The sequence below is a fragment of the Gemmatimonadota bacterium genome (assembly GCA_026387915.1).
Classification (GTDB): Bacteria; Gemmatimonadota; Gemmatimonadetes; order Gemmatimonadales; family Gemmatimonadaceae; genus Fen-1231.
The window spans coordinates 276274-291025 of the sequence record JAPLKS010000007.1 but is presented as its reverse complement, the minus strand read 5'-3'; the positions used below and the strand labels follow the sequence as shown (position 1 = coordinate 291025).

Sequence of the window (14752 nt, the reverse complement as noted above, 5' to 3'; positions counted from 1 at the left end):
CACGGGCATACGGCGTTGGCACCGTCCGGCAGGCGTTCTTCAACCGCCGCTCGGCGCTTCGGCGCACGTTCCCGCGGGGAGGCACCGATATGAGTCGGCCGGGAAATCACACCAATCCACACTTTGAACGCTTCTGTTCAGCAAGAATACACAAACGCAGGCGATGTGACGATTCGTGCTCGCGTTGAAACAGCAAGAAAATAGACACCGTCGCGCAAGATGCGATGGAACCAGCGCCGCGTGCAATGCGCGGGAAGCATCATAATGTGATAGCAGTGTAACTTCTTTGTAGACAACGAGTTATAAACTTGGCTGAGATGGCATGGTTCTCGCACAGCATCTGGGTGTACATCGCACGGTTTTGCCACCCCAGGAGCTTGATCGATGCTATCAACAGAACTTCAGCACGTTACCCTGAACGCGCCGTCACGACTCGTCGCCGACACGCGGCTCGAGTTTCGTCGCGCCTCGCTTGAGCACTTAGAGCGCATACTCGTGGCAAATGCCACGCGCATCGTTGTCGATCTCACCGGGACCGTCGAAATCGACGCCAGTGGGCTCGGGGTGCTGGTGTTGCTTCAGAAGCGCGCAAGGGAGCGGATGGTGGCCGTGCGACTGCGCCGCGCCTCGCTCGGGGTGCAGCAGATGCTGGAGCTGACCAAGCTCGAATACCTCTTTGAGATGGAGGACTGACGCATGGCAAATTTCTGGACGGACCATCAAGAGGCCGCGTACCGGACCACCGAGCGGCCCGGCGGTCGCTGGAGCGGTGGCGTGTACGTGCCGGCGAGCGAGCCGGCGCCCAAAGAATCGCGTCGCCCAGGCTTTATGGCACAGGTGGTACGCGCCATCCGCGACCTGCGGAAGAACTAGCGTCACCGTTTCGCGCCGCCGCTGGTGCGTGTACCGTTCATCGTATGATCCACTACTGGCACGAACTCTCCCCGGGGGAGAATCCCCCCGAAGTCGTCACCGCCGTCATCGAGATTCCCGGCGGGAGCCGCAACAAGTACGAACTCGACAAAGAGAGCGGGCTGTTCAAGCTCGACCGCGTGCTGTACTCCGCGGTCAACTACCCGAGCGACTACGGGCTCATTCCCCGCACGCTGCACGAGGATGGCGACCCGCTCGATGTGTTGGTCCGCATCAATGAGCCGACCTTTACGGGCTGCCTGATCGACGTGCGCCCGATTGGCGTGCTCAAGATGCTCGACAAAGGGGAGCCCGACGACAAAATCCTCGCAGTGCCGGCCCACGACCCGCACAGCGAGGAGTTTTTCGACATCGCCGACATCGCACAGCACTTCCTCAAAGAAGTGGAGCATTTCTTCCAGATCTACAAAGATCTCGAGGGAAAGCGCGTCGAGATCCTCGGCTGGGAAAAGAGCGACGTGGCGATGCAGGTCATCACCGAAAGCATCGCGCGGTACGACGCCAAGTACGGCGCGGCCTGATCGCGGGCGTGCTGGTGGTGGGCGGCTCGCGCTGACCGGGGGCTAGGAACGCGACGAGCCGCGCCCGAGCATCCGCTGGCGCCATGCTTCGAGCGCGCTCTCGCGCGGGAGCCGCGTCTTCACCTCGACGACACCCATCACGGCCATGCCTGTAATACGGACCACGGGCGCCTGGGGGTCCACCGGCCCCGACTGCTGATCGTCGAACACGCCCATAAACGCGTTGCCATCGCATTCGACGGCCACGCCCGGCGGCACGAGAAACTTCACCTCGCCCATGACCACCGTGACGTCGAACTCGGTGATGCCGGGGGCAAGGCGCGCTTCCCGGAGGTCGAACCGGACCGAACCCATCACGGTGCGTACCACCGTGCGGCGTGGCGGCACCCACATGCCGCGCTTATTGAGTTCCGACATCACCACCACATGGCGGCGTTCCGGCACTTGGGTATCCCCGGTGAACAGCATGCCGTGCAGCGGCTCCGGCGGTGGCACCGTGTCGGGCAACGCGGGCAGACTCACGACCAAGCGCTGCAACTCGGCGCGGCTCTCGGCCTTGTAGGCGCTGTCAAAGCGCACCTCGAGCTCCTGTGTGGACAGGTGATCGTTTGCATAGTGCGCGCACAGTGTTTGAATGACGCGCTCGCGATCCAGTTCGAGTTCGCTCATCGGCATGGGGGACTGAAAGGTGTAAGCGCGCTACTCGGCGGCGAGGCGACGGTACTGCCCACGATAGTAGAGCAACGGTGCGCCGTTGGTCGAGGCGGCAGCCACGATTTCCGCGATGATGATGGTGTGATCGCCTTCGTCGTGTCGTGCGGTAATCCGTCCTTCGAGTTGGGCGATGGCGCCCACCACTAGCGGCACTCCGGTCAGGCCGCGCACTACGTCCACGCCTTCGAACCGCACCGCGCCGGACTGTGCGAATTGCTGGGAGAGCGCCTGCTGCGTGTCGCCGAGGACGCTCACGCCAATGTGGTGCGCCTCCGCGACCTGCGGGGCAAACGTGGCCGCATGATCGATGCACACGAGCACGAGCGGCGGGCTGAGACTCAGCGAGGAAAAGGCACTGACCGTCATACCGTGGTCCTCGCCGGCGGCATCGCGCACGGTGACAATGGTCACGCCCGTCGCAAACGCGCCCAGGGTGCGGCGGAAGGTGGCGGCATCGATGGGCGTCGTCATGCGGACAGCATGGGCAAGAGCCAACGGGCGAGTAGGACACTCGACGCGGCGCCGCTCAGGGTGGCAATGAAGTTCACGAGGTCGTTGGTCATCCAGTAGAACCCCGCCGCATGTTTGGTTCGATACCCGCACGGATGCACGCGCCGCTCCGTCCATTCGCGGCAGCGGTCGCAGTAGCGCTTGGCTTGCAGTGCCGCGCCGACGAGTGAGTCCGCCAGCATGCCGATCGTGCCCGCCGCGGTGAAGATGACAATGGTGGCCCAGTCACGGAGCCCACACGACCACGCGCCGACTACCGCGACCAACAGCGCGCCTCCGATGCCGCCGAGCGATCCCGCGAAGGTGACGCCTCCCGACATGCCGACTGCGAGTGGCCGTCCTGACAAAATCGAGGAGGGCCGTCCGCCCCAGAATGTTCCGATTTCGGTGGCCCACGTGTCGGCCGACGCGGCCGCAAGCGCACCGATCGCGGCCAGCACCCAGCGGGAGTTCGCGTGCTGCGCCGCGAGCATCGCGCACAGCACGAACATCCCTCCGTTGATGAGCACTTGCACGCCGTCCCGCGTCTCGATGTGCGGGGTGATACCCGCAGTGCGGAGCCGTTTTTCTTCGGCTTTCCACCGCGTGAGGGCGTCCGCCGCAACAAAGTACGCAACGAGCGTCATGGCGAATCCCCACCCGGCCGCCGTGGCAAGCGTACCGACGGCAAACGCGGCCCACTGACCGGTGACGTCGAGCGAGCCCGTCACGCGTCCGCGCGCGGCAAAAAGCGCTGCGACGAAAGCGCCCGCGAGAAGCCGAGTCATGATAGCGTGGTCGATACGAGACTCCCGTCTGTCGTCCAACTCTTTCGAGCGTGCGCGTCCGAGGGAGGCGCACATGTACGATAGCACCCGAGCGAAAGTTAGTGTGCCGCTGGTCGCGTCGCTCTCCCCACTGTAATTTGCTCGGAGCCAGCTTCCCTCGCCCATTGCCGCCCTGATGCCTCCCGTAACCGTCGATCCGCTTCTGCCGCTGAGTCTGCTCGAAGCGGTCCGCACGGTGGACCTGCCCACGGGCGAGTTGGACACCGAGTTCGTGCACGAGCTCCGCAACAAGCGGCTCGGGCTGAGCGACACGGTGTTGGCGCAAATCCGGCGGTACAGCGATGCGGTCAAGCGGAATCAACGCGCGACGTTTGATGAGGCGGTGGCGCTTGCCACCCTCATTGGACGCCGTCCCGACGCGGAGGCGGTGTTTCGGGAGGCCGGTCGGCTGTTGGCGCGCCAGTCGTATCGTACGATCTCGCCGATCACGCGCCGCTTGATGCTCTCACTGCCGGCGCTCCTCTCGCGCCCCATTGCGTTGCGTCACGCGCGACGCGTCTGCGTGCGGTATCTCGCGGGCACCGTGCGGCGCGTGGGCTCGACCATCCTGCTCGACGTGCGCGGTTCGGTGACCCTCGATGCGGCGCCGCGCCAAGCAGGCTGCGCCTACTACGAGTCGGCGCTGCGTGAACTGATGCAGTTGCTGGTCGGAGGGGTCGGGGCGGTGGACCAGGTGCGGTGCGTGAGTCGGGGTGAAGGCACCTGTGAATGGCGCGCGGAATGGCGCCCAATCGGCGCTCGCTGAGCGTCAAAGGAGACACGCGTGCTCACTCCCGACACACTCGCTGACATTCAGAGCGCGGTGGCCGACGCCGGCGCGGACGGCTGGTTGCTCTACGATTTTCGCGGGTGCAACCCCATCGCGCAGTCGTTCATGCGGCTCACGGGGATGGTGTCGCGCCGCGTCTTTCTCTGGGTACCGGTGCATGGCACGCCGGTGGCGATCACGCACGCGATTGAGCAGTTGCAATGGTCGCATTGGCCCGCCGCGTGGGAGCGCCGCGTGTACGCCTCGTGGCGCACCTTCGAAAGCGATCTTGCGTCGCTCGTGGCGGGGAAGCGCGTGCTGATGGAGTACTCACCGGGCGATGCCGTGCCGGTCGTGGATCGTGTGCCGGCTGGCGTGTTGGAAATGGTGCGCGCCGCCGGCGCCGATGTGCTCACCTCGGCGGATCTCGTTTCGCGCTTTTTTGCGGTGTGGACGCCGCCGCAGCTCGCCGCGCACCTGCGTGCGTCCGAGTTGATTGCAAGCTTCGCGCACGAGGCCTTTGCTCGCGCCGGTGCGGCCGCGCGTGCCGGCGCGCCGCTGCACGAACACGATCTCATGTTCTGGTTGCGCGAACAATTCGCAGCGCATGGCTTGTCCACCGACCACGGCCCCAATGTGTCGGCGGGGGCGAATGCGGCCAATCCGCACTACGAACCCTCGGCCGCCGCGCCGCGCGCCCTCGTGATGGGCGACACCATTCTCATTGACCTCTGGGCGATGGAGCCCAACTGCCCGTACGCCGATCAAACGTGGATGGGCTGCATTGGGGAGCCCTCGGCGCGGTTACTCGACGTATGGACCGCCGTTCGCGACGCGCGCGTGGCCGCCGAAACGCTCGTGCGCGATCGCATTGCCGCCGGCGCCCCCATTCGCGGCGCCGATGCCGACGATGCGGCGCGCGCGGTTATTGAACGCGCGGGCTTTGGTCCGTACTTCACGCATCGCACCGGACACTCCATCGACGCGCGCGCCATTCATGGCTCGGGGCCAAACCTCGACAATCTCGAAACGCGCGAAACGCGACTGCTCATTCCGGGCGTCGGCTTTTCCATTGAGCCAGGTGTCTACATTCCCGGCGAGATCGGCGTGCGCAGCGAGGTCAACGGCTACATCGGTGAGGATGGCCTGCTCATCACGCCGCAGGTGACGCAGCACGATTTGATCGTCGTCTGACGTCGTCCCACCGCGGCATGCGCGGTGTCGCATCATCGAGGCGAATCGTCGTCCGCCGTCCGGTCGTTCCTCCAGCGGAGCATCGCACATGAGCTCGTTGCGCAGGGAGTTGGGGCTCTTCTCGGCGTCGCTGCTCGTGGTGGGCGGCATCATTGGCAGCGGCATATTCTTCACCCCTGCTGAAACCGCGCGGGCACTCCCCTCAGGTGCGTGGGTGCTGGGCATCTGGACGCTCGGTGGTGTGGTGGCGCTCGCGGGTGCGCTCACCTACGCCGAACTCGGCGCAATGATGCCCGAAGCGGGCGGAGCATACGTGTACGTGCGCGAGGCGTTCGGGAAACTCCCGGCGTTTCTGCTCGGCTGGATGACACTGTTGCTGATCGCGAGCGGTGCCATCGCTGCCGTCGCGATGGGCTTTGCCGGCTATCTCGAGCGCTTCGTACCACTCGAGGCCGTTGGTGGACGCCTTGGTGTGGCGGCGATCACGATCACGCTCCTCACAATCACGAACTATCTAGGCGTGAAGCCTGGCACGGTCACGGCGAACGTCTTTACGATTTCAAAAATCTTCGCGCTCGCCACGCTGATTATTGTGGGTGCCGTTGTGGTGACGGGAGCGCCGACGCCTATTGCTCAGCCGCCAGCAGCGCCACCGCTCGCGAGTGGGCTTGCTGCGGCATTTGTGGCGGTGCTGTTCACCATTGGCGGCTGGCAGCAAACGAACATGGTGGCGGGCGAGATTCGCGACCCCGCCCGTACGCTGCCGCGCGCGCTCACGATTGGTATTCTGCTCGTCATTGCGATCTACCTCGGCGCGAATCTCGTGTATCTCAAGGCGCTTGGGCGCGACGGCGTGGCGGCGAGCCAAGCGGTGGCCGCCGATGCGGCGCAGCGATTTGTGGGCGCGCGCGGGGCCACGGCCATCACGATCGCCGCCATGCTCTCGATTTTCGGCTTTGTGAATGTGGCGTTGCTCACCAACGCGCGCGTGCTCTATGCGTTGGGCCGAGATGGCGCGTTCCTCGCGTCGGCCGCGAAGGTGCATCCGCGCTTTGGCTCACCGCATGTGGCGCTGATGTTGCTTGGCGGTTGGAGTCTTGTGCTGCTGTTTGCGACGCGCGGTCAGATTGGCACGCTGCTCTCAGGCGTGGTCTTTGCCGACTGGATCTTCTTTGGTCTCGGCGCGGCGAGCGTGTTCGTGTTGCGACGCACGCGGCCCGAGCTCGCTCGGCCGTACCGCGTGCTCGGCTATCCGTGGATGCCCGCGTTTTTTGTGGCGTGCGCGGCGGTGGGCATTGTGAGCGCGTACGTCTCAGCGCTCGCGATGTCGCTGGTGGGAACGGCGATGCTCGGGGTGGGCGTGCTCGTTTACAGGTGGCGATCCACGGCCATCGCGAGGAACAGCAACGCGAGGTAGAGCAGCGAGTATTTGTAGAGCCACCAGCTCGCGCGCACCCAGTTCCCCGTGACCCGCTCCGCGTACACGTGAAGCGCGCCCTTCATAAAGAGTGCGCCCAAGATGAGTGCGCTCACGAGGTAGACCATACCGAACGCGCCGAAGCACACCGGCAGCACCGTGAGCGCCACCAGAAGCACGGAGTACCAGAGCATCTGCACGATGGTCTGTTGCTCGCCCCACACGAGCGGCGCCATCGGCACGCCTGCATTGCCGTAATCGCGCTGTTTATTGAGCGCGAGTGCCCAGAAATGCGGCGGCGTCCAATAGAACACAATCAAAAAGAGATAGGCGGCGGTGAGGTCGAGGCGTCCGGTGACGGCGGCCCATCCAACGAGGGGCGGGAAGGCCCCTGCGGCGCCGCCAATGACGATGTTCTGGGGCGAACTGCGTTTGAGCCAGCGCGTGTAGATAAAGACGTAGAAATAGAAGCCCGCCAGCGCGAGTGCCGCGGTGAGCACGTTCACAAAGTGCGCGAGCAACCAAGTGGCGCCCGTGGCGATGGCCACGCCAAACGCCATCACCGCACGCGGCGACATGCGGCCGCTGGGAATCGGACGGAGACGGGTGCGCACCATCACGTCGTCAATGTCGCTGTCAAAATACATGTTCACGGCGTTCGCCCCGCCGGCCATCAAGTAGCCACCCACGGTCACGATGAGCACGGTCAGCCAACTCGGAGAGCCCGCGACGTACATCGGGGCGACGGTCGTGACCAGCAACAGCGAGATGATGCGCGGCTTGGTGAGCGACAGCAGGTCGGCGCTAAAAGAGCGGTCGGCCGGCGGCGGGAGCGGTGGGAGCGGTGGGAGCGGCGGGAGCGGTGCGAGCGGTTTGCCGGTCATGCGCGCGGCCCTGCTGGGGTCACGGCCTTCAGGTGCAGGACCTCGGGATGGATCTGTTGGTAGGTGGCCGCGAGGAGCAACAGGAGTACAAACGCGGGCCCGATTGCAAAGGACCACTCTCGTACCGGGTGTGTGCTGCCCACCCCCTGCCGCATGCCGCGCCAGGTCGAGCGCAGAATGAGAAGTTGCGAAAGTCCAATCGCGACGGTCGCGATCCAGAAGATTGCGTCAGCCATTGCGTCAGCCATTGCGGTGGCCTGCGAGGTGTCGTGTCATTGTGCTGGAAAGGTCGCCTTACGTCGGGTGTAACTCAACGGTGATGGTCGTCCATCCGCCATTTGGGGGTGTGGCAGAATCGCGGCGCCCCTCTCGCGTCGGCGCGTTCGGTGCCGTACGATTCCCCGATGCCCACGTCCCCCTCGGAAACCGCCCCCCGCGCGCAGCTGCAGCGCCGGCTGGGCATCTGGAGCGCGCTCGCCGTCGTTATTGGCTCGACCATCGGCTCGGGCATCTTTCGCTTGCCCGCCGGCATTGCCGACAAACTTCCCGGCCCGCTCCCGCTGATCGCGGTCTGGGTGGCGGGCGGCATTTTCGCCATTTGCGGAGCGCTGACGCTCGCCGAAGTGGCAAGCGCGCTGCCGTATACCGGTGGTGTGTACGTGTTTTGCCGCGATGGGTGGGGGCGGCTCGCCGGCTTTCTGTTTGGCTGGGGGCAGGTGGTGATGATCCGCGCGGCGTCGTTGGGCGCCATTGCCATCACGTTCTCTGAGTATCTCTTCCGCGTGCTCGGCTACAACCCCAGCGCTGACGAGCACATGTGGCATGTGCGGTGGGTGGCGGCGGTGGCCATTGGTCTCACGGGGGCGTTCAACTACGTCGGGGTGCGATTTGCCTCGACGGTGAGCAATGTCACGGTCGCGGCCAAGTATGGCGGGTTGCTATTCATCATCATTGCGGCGTTCGCCATTGGACTGCCCATGAATGGCGTGTCCAACTTCACCCCCGCCGTGCCGAGCGGGAGTTTTACGCTGCCGATGTTTGGGCTGGCGCTGGTCTCTACGCTCTGGGCGTTCGACGGCTGGGCCGATTTGAGCTATAACGCCGGCGAAGTGATGAACCCTGGCCGCAATCTGCCGCGGGCGCTGATTGGTGGAACGCTGGCCGTGATTGCGATTTATCTGGCGGCGAACCTCGCCTACATGGCGGTGCTCCCGATTGAAACGATGCGGCACTCCAAACTCGTCGCCGCCGATGTGGCCCAAGTGGTGATTGGCCCGGCCGGTGTGGCGTTTGTGTCCATTACGGTGATGCTCTCGACCTTCGGCACGCTCAATACCGTGCTCTTTACGAGTCCGCGGGTCTTTTTTGCGATGGCCGAGGACGGGCTGTTTTTCAAGCAAGTGGCCAAGGTGCACCCCAAGTTCGAGACGCCGTATGTGGCCATCGCGCTCACGGCGGGACTCGGCATGGCCTTCGTCCTGTTTTGGACCTTTGAGCAGCTGGCGAACGCTTTTGTGACCGCCTTTCTGCCGTTTTATCTGTTGGCGGTGGCGTCGATCTTCCGTCTTAGGCGGAAACCCAGTTACTCCCCCACATTCCGGGTGCCGCTCTACCCGTTTGTGCCGCTGCTGTTCATTGCCTCGGTGCTCTATTTGCTGGGGAATGCCGTGGTCCAGCCCGATAGCCGGTGGAGCACTCTTGGGGTGCTTGGCGTGGTCGCTTTGGGGGTGCCCGTGTACTACCTAACGGTTGGGAAAAAGGCGTTGTGACGTAACGCCGTACCGATAGGTAATGCTAAAGGGTCCAGTTACGCTGCCAGACAGGGCGTGACTGGACCTTTACTTTATAAGGTTTGACCGCGGCGCCCAAAGGGGTAAATTGTAACGACGGAAAGCCACCCCTTTCGGCAGGTAATTAAATCATGGTCAAGTTTCGTTGGAACGCGCTGCTCGTCGCGCTCGTCGCAGTGGCGACGTTTGCGACTAGCGTGAGCGCACAGGTCACCACCGGCACGATCGCTGGTCGCGTGACTGATGCTACAGGGAATCCCGTTGATGCCGCCCAGGTTCAGGTCACCAACAAGGAGACTGGAATCGTGCGTGGCTCGGCAACGAGTCCCGACGGACGTTATGTCGTCCTCGGTCTCGAAGTCGGCGCCGGCTACGCGGTGACGGTGCGTCGCATCGGCTTTTCGCCGGTGACGCGCGGCGATCAGACGGTAACGGTTGGCCAGACGACGCGCGTGGATATTTCGCTCAAGGCGCAGGCTGCGCTCCTGACCGAAGTCAACGTGGTGGTGACGGCGGACGCCGTGATCACGCAGTCAAAGACCGGCGTCGGCACGACGATCACCGATTCGGCGATGCGTCGCCTTCCGACGCTGAACCGCAACTTCACGGACTTCGTGACGTTGACGCCGCAGGTTTCGAGCTCTGGCCCGGGTCTTTCGGGCGCCGGCGCCAACAACCGCTACAACAACATTCAGATCGACGGCTCGACCGAAAAGGATATGTTCGGTCTTGGGTCCACGGGTCAGCCTGGCGGTCAGGCTGGCGGTAAGTCGATCGGCATTGAGTCGGTCAAGCAGTATCAGGTGTTGCTCTCGCCGTACGATGTGCGCTACGGCAACTTCTCCGGCCTGCTCGTGAACGCCGTGACGAAGAGCGGTGGCAACCAGTTCACCGGCAGCATGTACGGCTACTATCGCGACTCGTCGTGGACGCGCAAGCAGTCGTTCCTCGGCTGGTATCGTCAGTCGCAGTACGGTGTGACGCTCGGCGGTCCGATCATCAAGAACAAGGTGTTCTTCTTTATCAACCCCGAGTTCCAGGAACAGGGCAACCCGGCAACGGGCCCGTTCATGGGCGGACCCTTCACGGTGTCGCAGATCCCGTCGGGCACCGATCTCTCGCGCTTCCAGGGGCTGCTCTCGCCGCTCGGCATCAAGGCTGGCAACGGCGACGCCCGCGGGAACATCAACCCGCTCAAGAACCTCTTCGCTCGTATCGACATCCACGGCCTGCCGTTCAACTCCACGCTTACGTTGCGTGAGAACTACGGCCACGCCGAACAGGACGTGTTCAGCCGCGGCTCGACGGGTCTCTTTGCCCTCAGCGACAACGGCTACACGTTCAAGTCCGACAAGAGCGCGTGGGTGGCACAGCTCAAGAGCGCGTTCAATAACGGCGCGTACAACGAACTCTACCTCGGCCTGACGCACATTCGCGATGCGCGCGTGACGTTCATTCCGAACACGACCCCGCAGGTGCAGGCCCGCACGACCACGGCGGTTTCCCTGGTGTCGGGCGCTGAGCGCTCGTCGCAGGCGAACCAGCTCGATCAGGACGTGTACGAAATCACGGAAAATCTCGTGATTCCGATGGGCGCCGATCACCGCGTCACGATCGGCACGCAGAACCAGTGGTTCAAGGTCCGCAACTTGTTTGGTCAGAACCGCTACGGCTTCTGGCAGTTCAACTCGCTCGACTCGCTCGCGGGCACCTGCGCCACCTGCGGCGGTTCGCCGGTCGCGTCGTCGTATCAGGTTGGTGTGCCGGCTGCGGCTGGCACCGACGGTGCGGTGCGCTTCCATCAGCGGACGCACAGCTTCTATCTGCAGGACGAATGGACGCCGACCAACCGCCTCACGGTGAGCTACGGTCTGCGCGCCGATGCGTCGTTCTTTGACGATGCGCCGCCGCTCAATCAGAGCATTCTCGACACGCTCAAGCGCAACACCACCCAGCTGCCGAGTGGCAACTGGCAGGTCGCGCCGCGTATCGGCTTCAACTGGGACGTGACGGGCGACGGTCGCAATCAGCTGCGCGGCGGCTGGGGCATCTTCACTGGCCAGCCGGCCTTTGTGTGGATGTCCAACGAGTACCAGAACTCCGGTCTCTCGGGCTACGCTCAGCTGACCTGCAACAACACCACGAACAAGCCGCCGGTGTTCAGCGCTGGTGCCGTGTCCTCGCCGCCGACGGCGTGCGCCGGCAGCGGCCTCACGGCCGCCGCGGGTTCGGAAGTCGACCTCGCGTCCAAGGATCTCAAGTTCCCGCAGAGCTCGCGCTTCACGCTCGGCTACGACCGTGACCTTGGTAACGGCTACGTGGCGACGTTCGAAGGGCTGTACTCGATGGGCTTGAATCAGCTCTTCTATCAGAACATCGCGTTGTCTGGTCCGCAGGGTGTGGATCGCTACGGCCGCGTGATGTACGGCCCGGCGCCGCTGAACCAGGTGCGCGTGGGCGGCACGTACAACCCGACCACCGCCACGACGAGCGGCGGGTACAGCAAGACGCAGGTGTATGAAATCACCAACTCGAGCAAGGATTACTCGTATCAGTTGACGGGCGGGCTCACGCGCCGCTACGCCGACAACTTCGAGGCCTCGCTGTTCTATACGTACACGGTCGCCCGTGACGTGCAGAGCCTTACGTCGTCCACGACCGTGTCGCAGTACCAGTTCGGCAAGTCGTACGGCAATGTGGCGCAGAACGTGATGGATCTTGGTCACTCCATCTTCGAAACGCCTCACCGTATTGTGTTCAACTCGTCGTACACGTTCCAGCCGACGGGCACGGACATCTCGCTCATCTACATCGGCGAGAGCGGCCAGCGCTTCCACTACACGTATGGTGGTTCGTCGAGCGGCGACATGAACGGCGACGGCATCGGCAACGACAACATCTATGTGCCGAAGAACGTGCGCGACTCCAGCGAAATCATCTTCGTGGCCAACGGGTCGGTCACCATTGCCCAGCAGCAGGATGCGCTCGACTCGTTCATCAAGAACAACCACTGCCTGGCCACTCAGGTGGGCACGATCATGAAGCGCAACAGCTGCACCGAACCGTTCCACCACACGGTCAACCTCTCGGTTCGCCAGCGCGTTGGCAAACTGATCGGTGGGCTGTGGAAGGGTGCAGAGAAGACGGAACTGAACAACCTCCTGATCCAGTGGGACGTGTTCAACTTCGCCAACTTGCTCAACCGCGCGTGGGGTTCCTACCCCTCGTCTGGCTTCGGCTCGACGAACCTGCTCTCGTATTCGTCGAAGGAAGCGGGCTCGATGATCACGAAGGACGGACTCGGTGCCGGCGGACTCGGTGCCCGGGCCAAGTACACCTTCAGCCCGACGTTCTTCTTCGCCAGCGATCAGAATGCGGCGTCCAGCTACCGCATGCAGTTCTCGCTGAAGTACACGTTCTAAAGCACGCGTAGGCCGTACGAAGAAACGCCCGGGCAGCGAAAGCTGCCCGGGCGTTTCTTCGTCTGCGTCCTGCGGTTGCGCTAGAAGATGCTCAGCTTAATGAACTTCCGCGGGTTCGCCTTGAACTCCGCCGTCAGCGAATCGAGCCGCGTGACCAGCGAGCGCACATCGTTGTAGAGCTTGGGGTCGTTGAGGAGCTTCGACGCCGAGCCATCGCCGTCGTTGAGCTTGGCGAGCGTGACGTTGAGTTTGCCGGTGGTCTCACGCAGATCGGAGGCCAGCGATTTGACGCTCGTGGCTGCGCCAGCCAGCGCCTTGATGGTGGAATCCACCTTCACGGAATCCACGGCATTGACCACGCGACGAAGCGCGGCCTGCGTGCGGCTGAGCTCCTCGTTCTGGCGCTTGGCAACGGCGGAGAGCTGGTCGAGGAGTGCGGACGCGTTGGTGACCGTCTGGTGGATGTCGGCCAGTCCGTTCTTGTCCACAAGCTCCTTGCGGAGCCCCTGCGTGAGCACGGACACATGGCCCATCACGGTATCGAGGCGAGCCAGGACGTCGCCGAGGAGCGGCGTGGGGCGGCCCGAGAGCAGCGTGTCATTGGGCTGGAAGGTTTTCGGATTGGGACGCGTTGGGTGCAGCGCCACGAGCTGGTCTCCAAAGAAGCCGTTGGGCTCGATGGTCGCCGTGGAGCCCACGGGCACGTGGTAGTTGGAGCGCACGCGCATCTTCACAATGAGCAGACCGTCTGACCGGAGATCCACCGACTCCACGTAGCCCACGTTCACGCCCGCCAGCAGCACCGGCTGTCCTTCTTTGAGGCCGGCGCCCCAGGTGAACTTGGCAAACAGCGGATACCCCTTTTGGAGTCCGCCACGGGCGAGCCAGAGGGAGCCGATCATCAGCGCGATAATCGCCACGGTCGCGGTCAAGCCTACGAGTACTTCGTCGCGTCGTTTCATTACTGCAGGTACGGTGCGAGGAGAACGGCGGTAAAGGCATCGAGAACGAGAATCCACACGGACGAGATCACGACCGCCTTGGCCGTGCTCTTGCCAACGCCCTCGGCGCCGGCCTCGGTCACGTAACCCTCATAGGTACAGAGGTACGCGATGGCGGCGCCAAATAGTGTGGCTTTGATCAGGCTGTATGTCACCTGGAACTGGTCGAACCCTAGTCGAACACCATCGAGGAACTGCGACATCTGGACGTCCGTGAGAAATACGGCGGCGCCCATGCCGGCAAAGACACCAAACAGGTCGGCAATAATCGCGAGAATCGGGAGCATCAACACGGCGGCGATAATGCGCGGCACAATCAGGAATGCGACGGGGTCGTAGGCCAACGTCTCGAGGGCGTCAATCTGCTCCGTGACGCGCATCGTGCCGATTTCCGCGGTCATCTTGGCGCCGACGCGCCCCGCGAGCACGAGTCCGGTGAGCAGTGGGCCGGTCTCGAGAATGACGATCTGTCGCACCGAGAGGCCAACGATCGACAGCTGAATGCCAGGGAAGAGCTGATAGCGAATCTGCAGCGAAATCACGCCGCCAATGAACGCCGCCACCATGATCGTGAGCGGCACGGAATCCACGCCGATCGCGCGCATCTGCGGAATGACGTGCGGCAAATATGTTTTTGGCTCTGACAGCGCGCGCCACAGCTCGCGCAGGAACAGCACGCGCTGGCCAACGCCGGAGAGAAAGCCCAGCGAGAACTTCGACATCCGGCGAAAGAAGTGGATGCCCCCGCGTTGGAACACGGGGAAGGTCTCGGTCTCGCGGTAGGTCACGGG

General features: G+C 63.7%; 15 protein-coding genes. 8 read left to right on the top strand and 7 right to left on the bottom strand.

The window, feature by feature from the left end:
* Window positions 1-384: 384 nt before the first annotated feature.
* The 3 genes from NTZ43_03740 to NTZ43_03730 are packed head-to-tail and all read left to right on the top strand — an operon-like array spanning window position 385 to window position 1454.
* Window positions 385-693 carry an STAS domain-containing protein gene (locus tag NTZ43_03740; protein ID MCX5766324.1) on the top strand — a complete coding sequence of 103 codons (309 nt, stop codon included), beginning with the start codon at window positions 385-387 and terminating at the stop codon, window positions 691-693.
* A gap of 3 nt (window positions 694-696) precedes the next feature.
* Window positions 697-873, top strand: coding sequence for a hypothetical protein (locus tag NTZ43_03735; GenBank protein MCX5766323.1), 177 nt, complete (start codon window positions 697-699; stop codon window positions 871-873).
* 44 nt (window positions 874-917) lie between these two features.
* A complete protein-coding gene (locus NTZ43_03730) occupies window positions 918-1454 on the top strand; it encodes an inorganic diphosphatase (GenBank protein ID MCX5766322.1) in 537 nt (178 codons plus the stop codon).
* A 42-nt stretch (window positions 1455-1496) separates the two neighbouring features.
* On the opposite strand, the gene NTZ43_03725 is transcribed toward NTZ43_03730, so the two are convergent.
* Genes NTZ43_03725 through NTZ43_03715 form a run of 3 tightly spaced genes read right to left on the bottom strand, consistent with a single transcriptional unit; the run spans window position 1497 to window position 3445 of the window.
* Window positions 1497-2123, bottom strand: coding sequence for a DUF1707 domain-containing protein (locus NTZ43_03725; GenBank protein ID MCX5766321.1), 627 nt, complete (start codon window positions 2121-2123; stop codon window positions 1497-1499).
* Between the two features lie 30 nt (window positions 2124-2153).
* Window positions 2154-2639 (bottom strand): flavin reductase family protein, encoded by a 486-nt coding sequence (locus tag NTZ43_03720; GenBank protein MCX5766320.1) that lies wholly within the window; start codon window positions 2637-2639, stop codon window positions 2154-2156.
* Window positions 2636-3445, bottom strand: a complete 810-nt coding sequence (locus NTZ43_03715) for a DUF92 domain-containing protein (protein MCX5766319.1) — start codon at window positions 3443-3445, stop codon at window positions 2636-2638. The genes NTZ43_03720 and NTZ43_03715 overlap by 4 nt, the downstream gene beginning before the upstream one ends.
* A 175-nt stretch (window positions 3446-3620) precedes the next feature.
* Here NTZ43_03715 and NTZ43_03710 point away from each other — a divergent pair, with 175 nt between their 5' ends.
* The 3 genes from NTZ43_03710 to NTZ43_03700 all read left to right on the top strand — a co-directional run bounded on the left by NTZ43_03710 (window position 3621) and on the right by NTZ43_03700 (window position 6864).
* Window positions 3621-4250, top strand: coding sequence for a hypothetical protein (locus tag NTZ43_03710; protein ID MCX5766318.1), 630 nt, complete (start codon window positions 3621-3623; stop codon window positions 4248-4250).
* An 18-nt stretch (window positions 4251-4268) separates the two neighbouring features.
* Window positions 4269-5447, top strand: a complete 1179-nt coding sequence (locus tag NTZ43_03705; GenBank protein MCX5766317.1) for a M24 family metallopeptidase — start codon at window positions 4269-4271, stop codon at window positions 5445-5447.
* Window positions 5448-5535: 88 nt separating this feature from the next.
* Window positions 5536-6864, top strand: a complete 1329-nt coding sequence (locus tag NTZ43_03700; protein MCX5766316.1) for an amino acid permease — start codon at window positions 5536-5538, stop codon at window positions 6862-6864.
* Here the strand turns inward: NTZ43_03700 and NTZ43_03695 are convergent.
* The gene (locus NTZ43_03695) at window positions 6816-7748 is read right to left on the bottom strand and encodes a heme o synthase (protein ID MCX5766315.1); all 933 of its coding nucleotides are present in this window, start codon (window positions 7746-7748) and stop codon (window positions 6816-6818) included. The two genes, NTZ43_03700 and NTZ43_03695, sit on opposite strands and share 49 nt — an antisense overlap.
* Window positions 7745-7996 carry a hypothetical protein gene (locus NTZ43_03690; GenBank protein ID MCX5766314.1) on the bottom strand — a complete coding sequence of 84 codons (252 nt, stop codon included), beginning with the start codon at window positions 7994-7996 and terminating at the stop codon, window positions 7745-7747. The genes NTZ43_03695 and NTZ43_03690 overlap by 4 nt, the downstream gene beginning before the upstream one ends.
* Before the next feature lie 156 nt (window positions 7997-8152).
* Between NTZ43_03690 and NTZ43_03685 the strand changes: the two genes are divergently transcribed.
* Window positions 8153-9517 carry an amino acid permease gene (locus NTZ43_03685; protein ID MCX5766313.1) on the top strand — a complete coding sequence of 455 codons (1365 nt, stop codon included), beginning with the start codon at window positions 8153-8155 and terminating at the stop codon, window positions 9515-9517.
* Window positions 9518-9669: 152 nt separating this feature from the next.
* Window positions 9670-12960: a TonB-dependent receptor gene (locus tag NTZ43_03680; GenBank protein MCX5766312.1), complete on the top strand. Its 3291-nt coding sequence runs from the start codon at window positions 9670-9672 to the stop codon at window positions 12958-12960.
* Between the two features lie 80 nt (window positions 12961-13040).
* On the opposite strand, the gene NTZ43_03675 is transcribed toward NTZ43_03680, so the two are convergent.
* Window positions 13041-13922 carry an MlaD family protein gene (locus tag NTZ43_03675; protein ID MCX5766311.1) on the bottom strand — a complete coding sequence of 294 codons (882 nt, stop codon included), beginning with the start codon at window positions 13920-13922 and terminating at the stop codon, window positions 13041-13043.
* Window positions 13922-14749 (bottom strand): ABC transporter permease, encoded by an 828-nt coding sequence (locus NTZ43_03670; GenBank protein ID MCX5766310.1) that lies wholly within the window; start codon window positions 14747-14749, stop codon window positions 13922-13924. Before NTZ43_03670 ends, NTZ43_03675 begins: the two co-directional genes overlap by 1 nt.
* Between the last annotated feature and the right edge of the window lie 3 nt (window positions 14750-14752).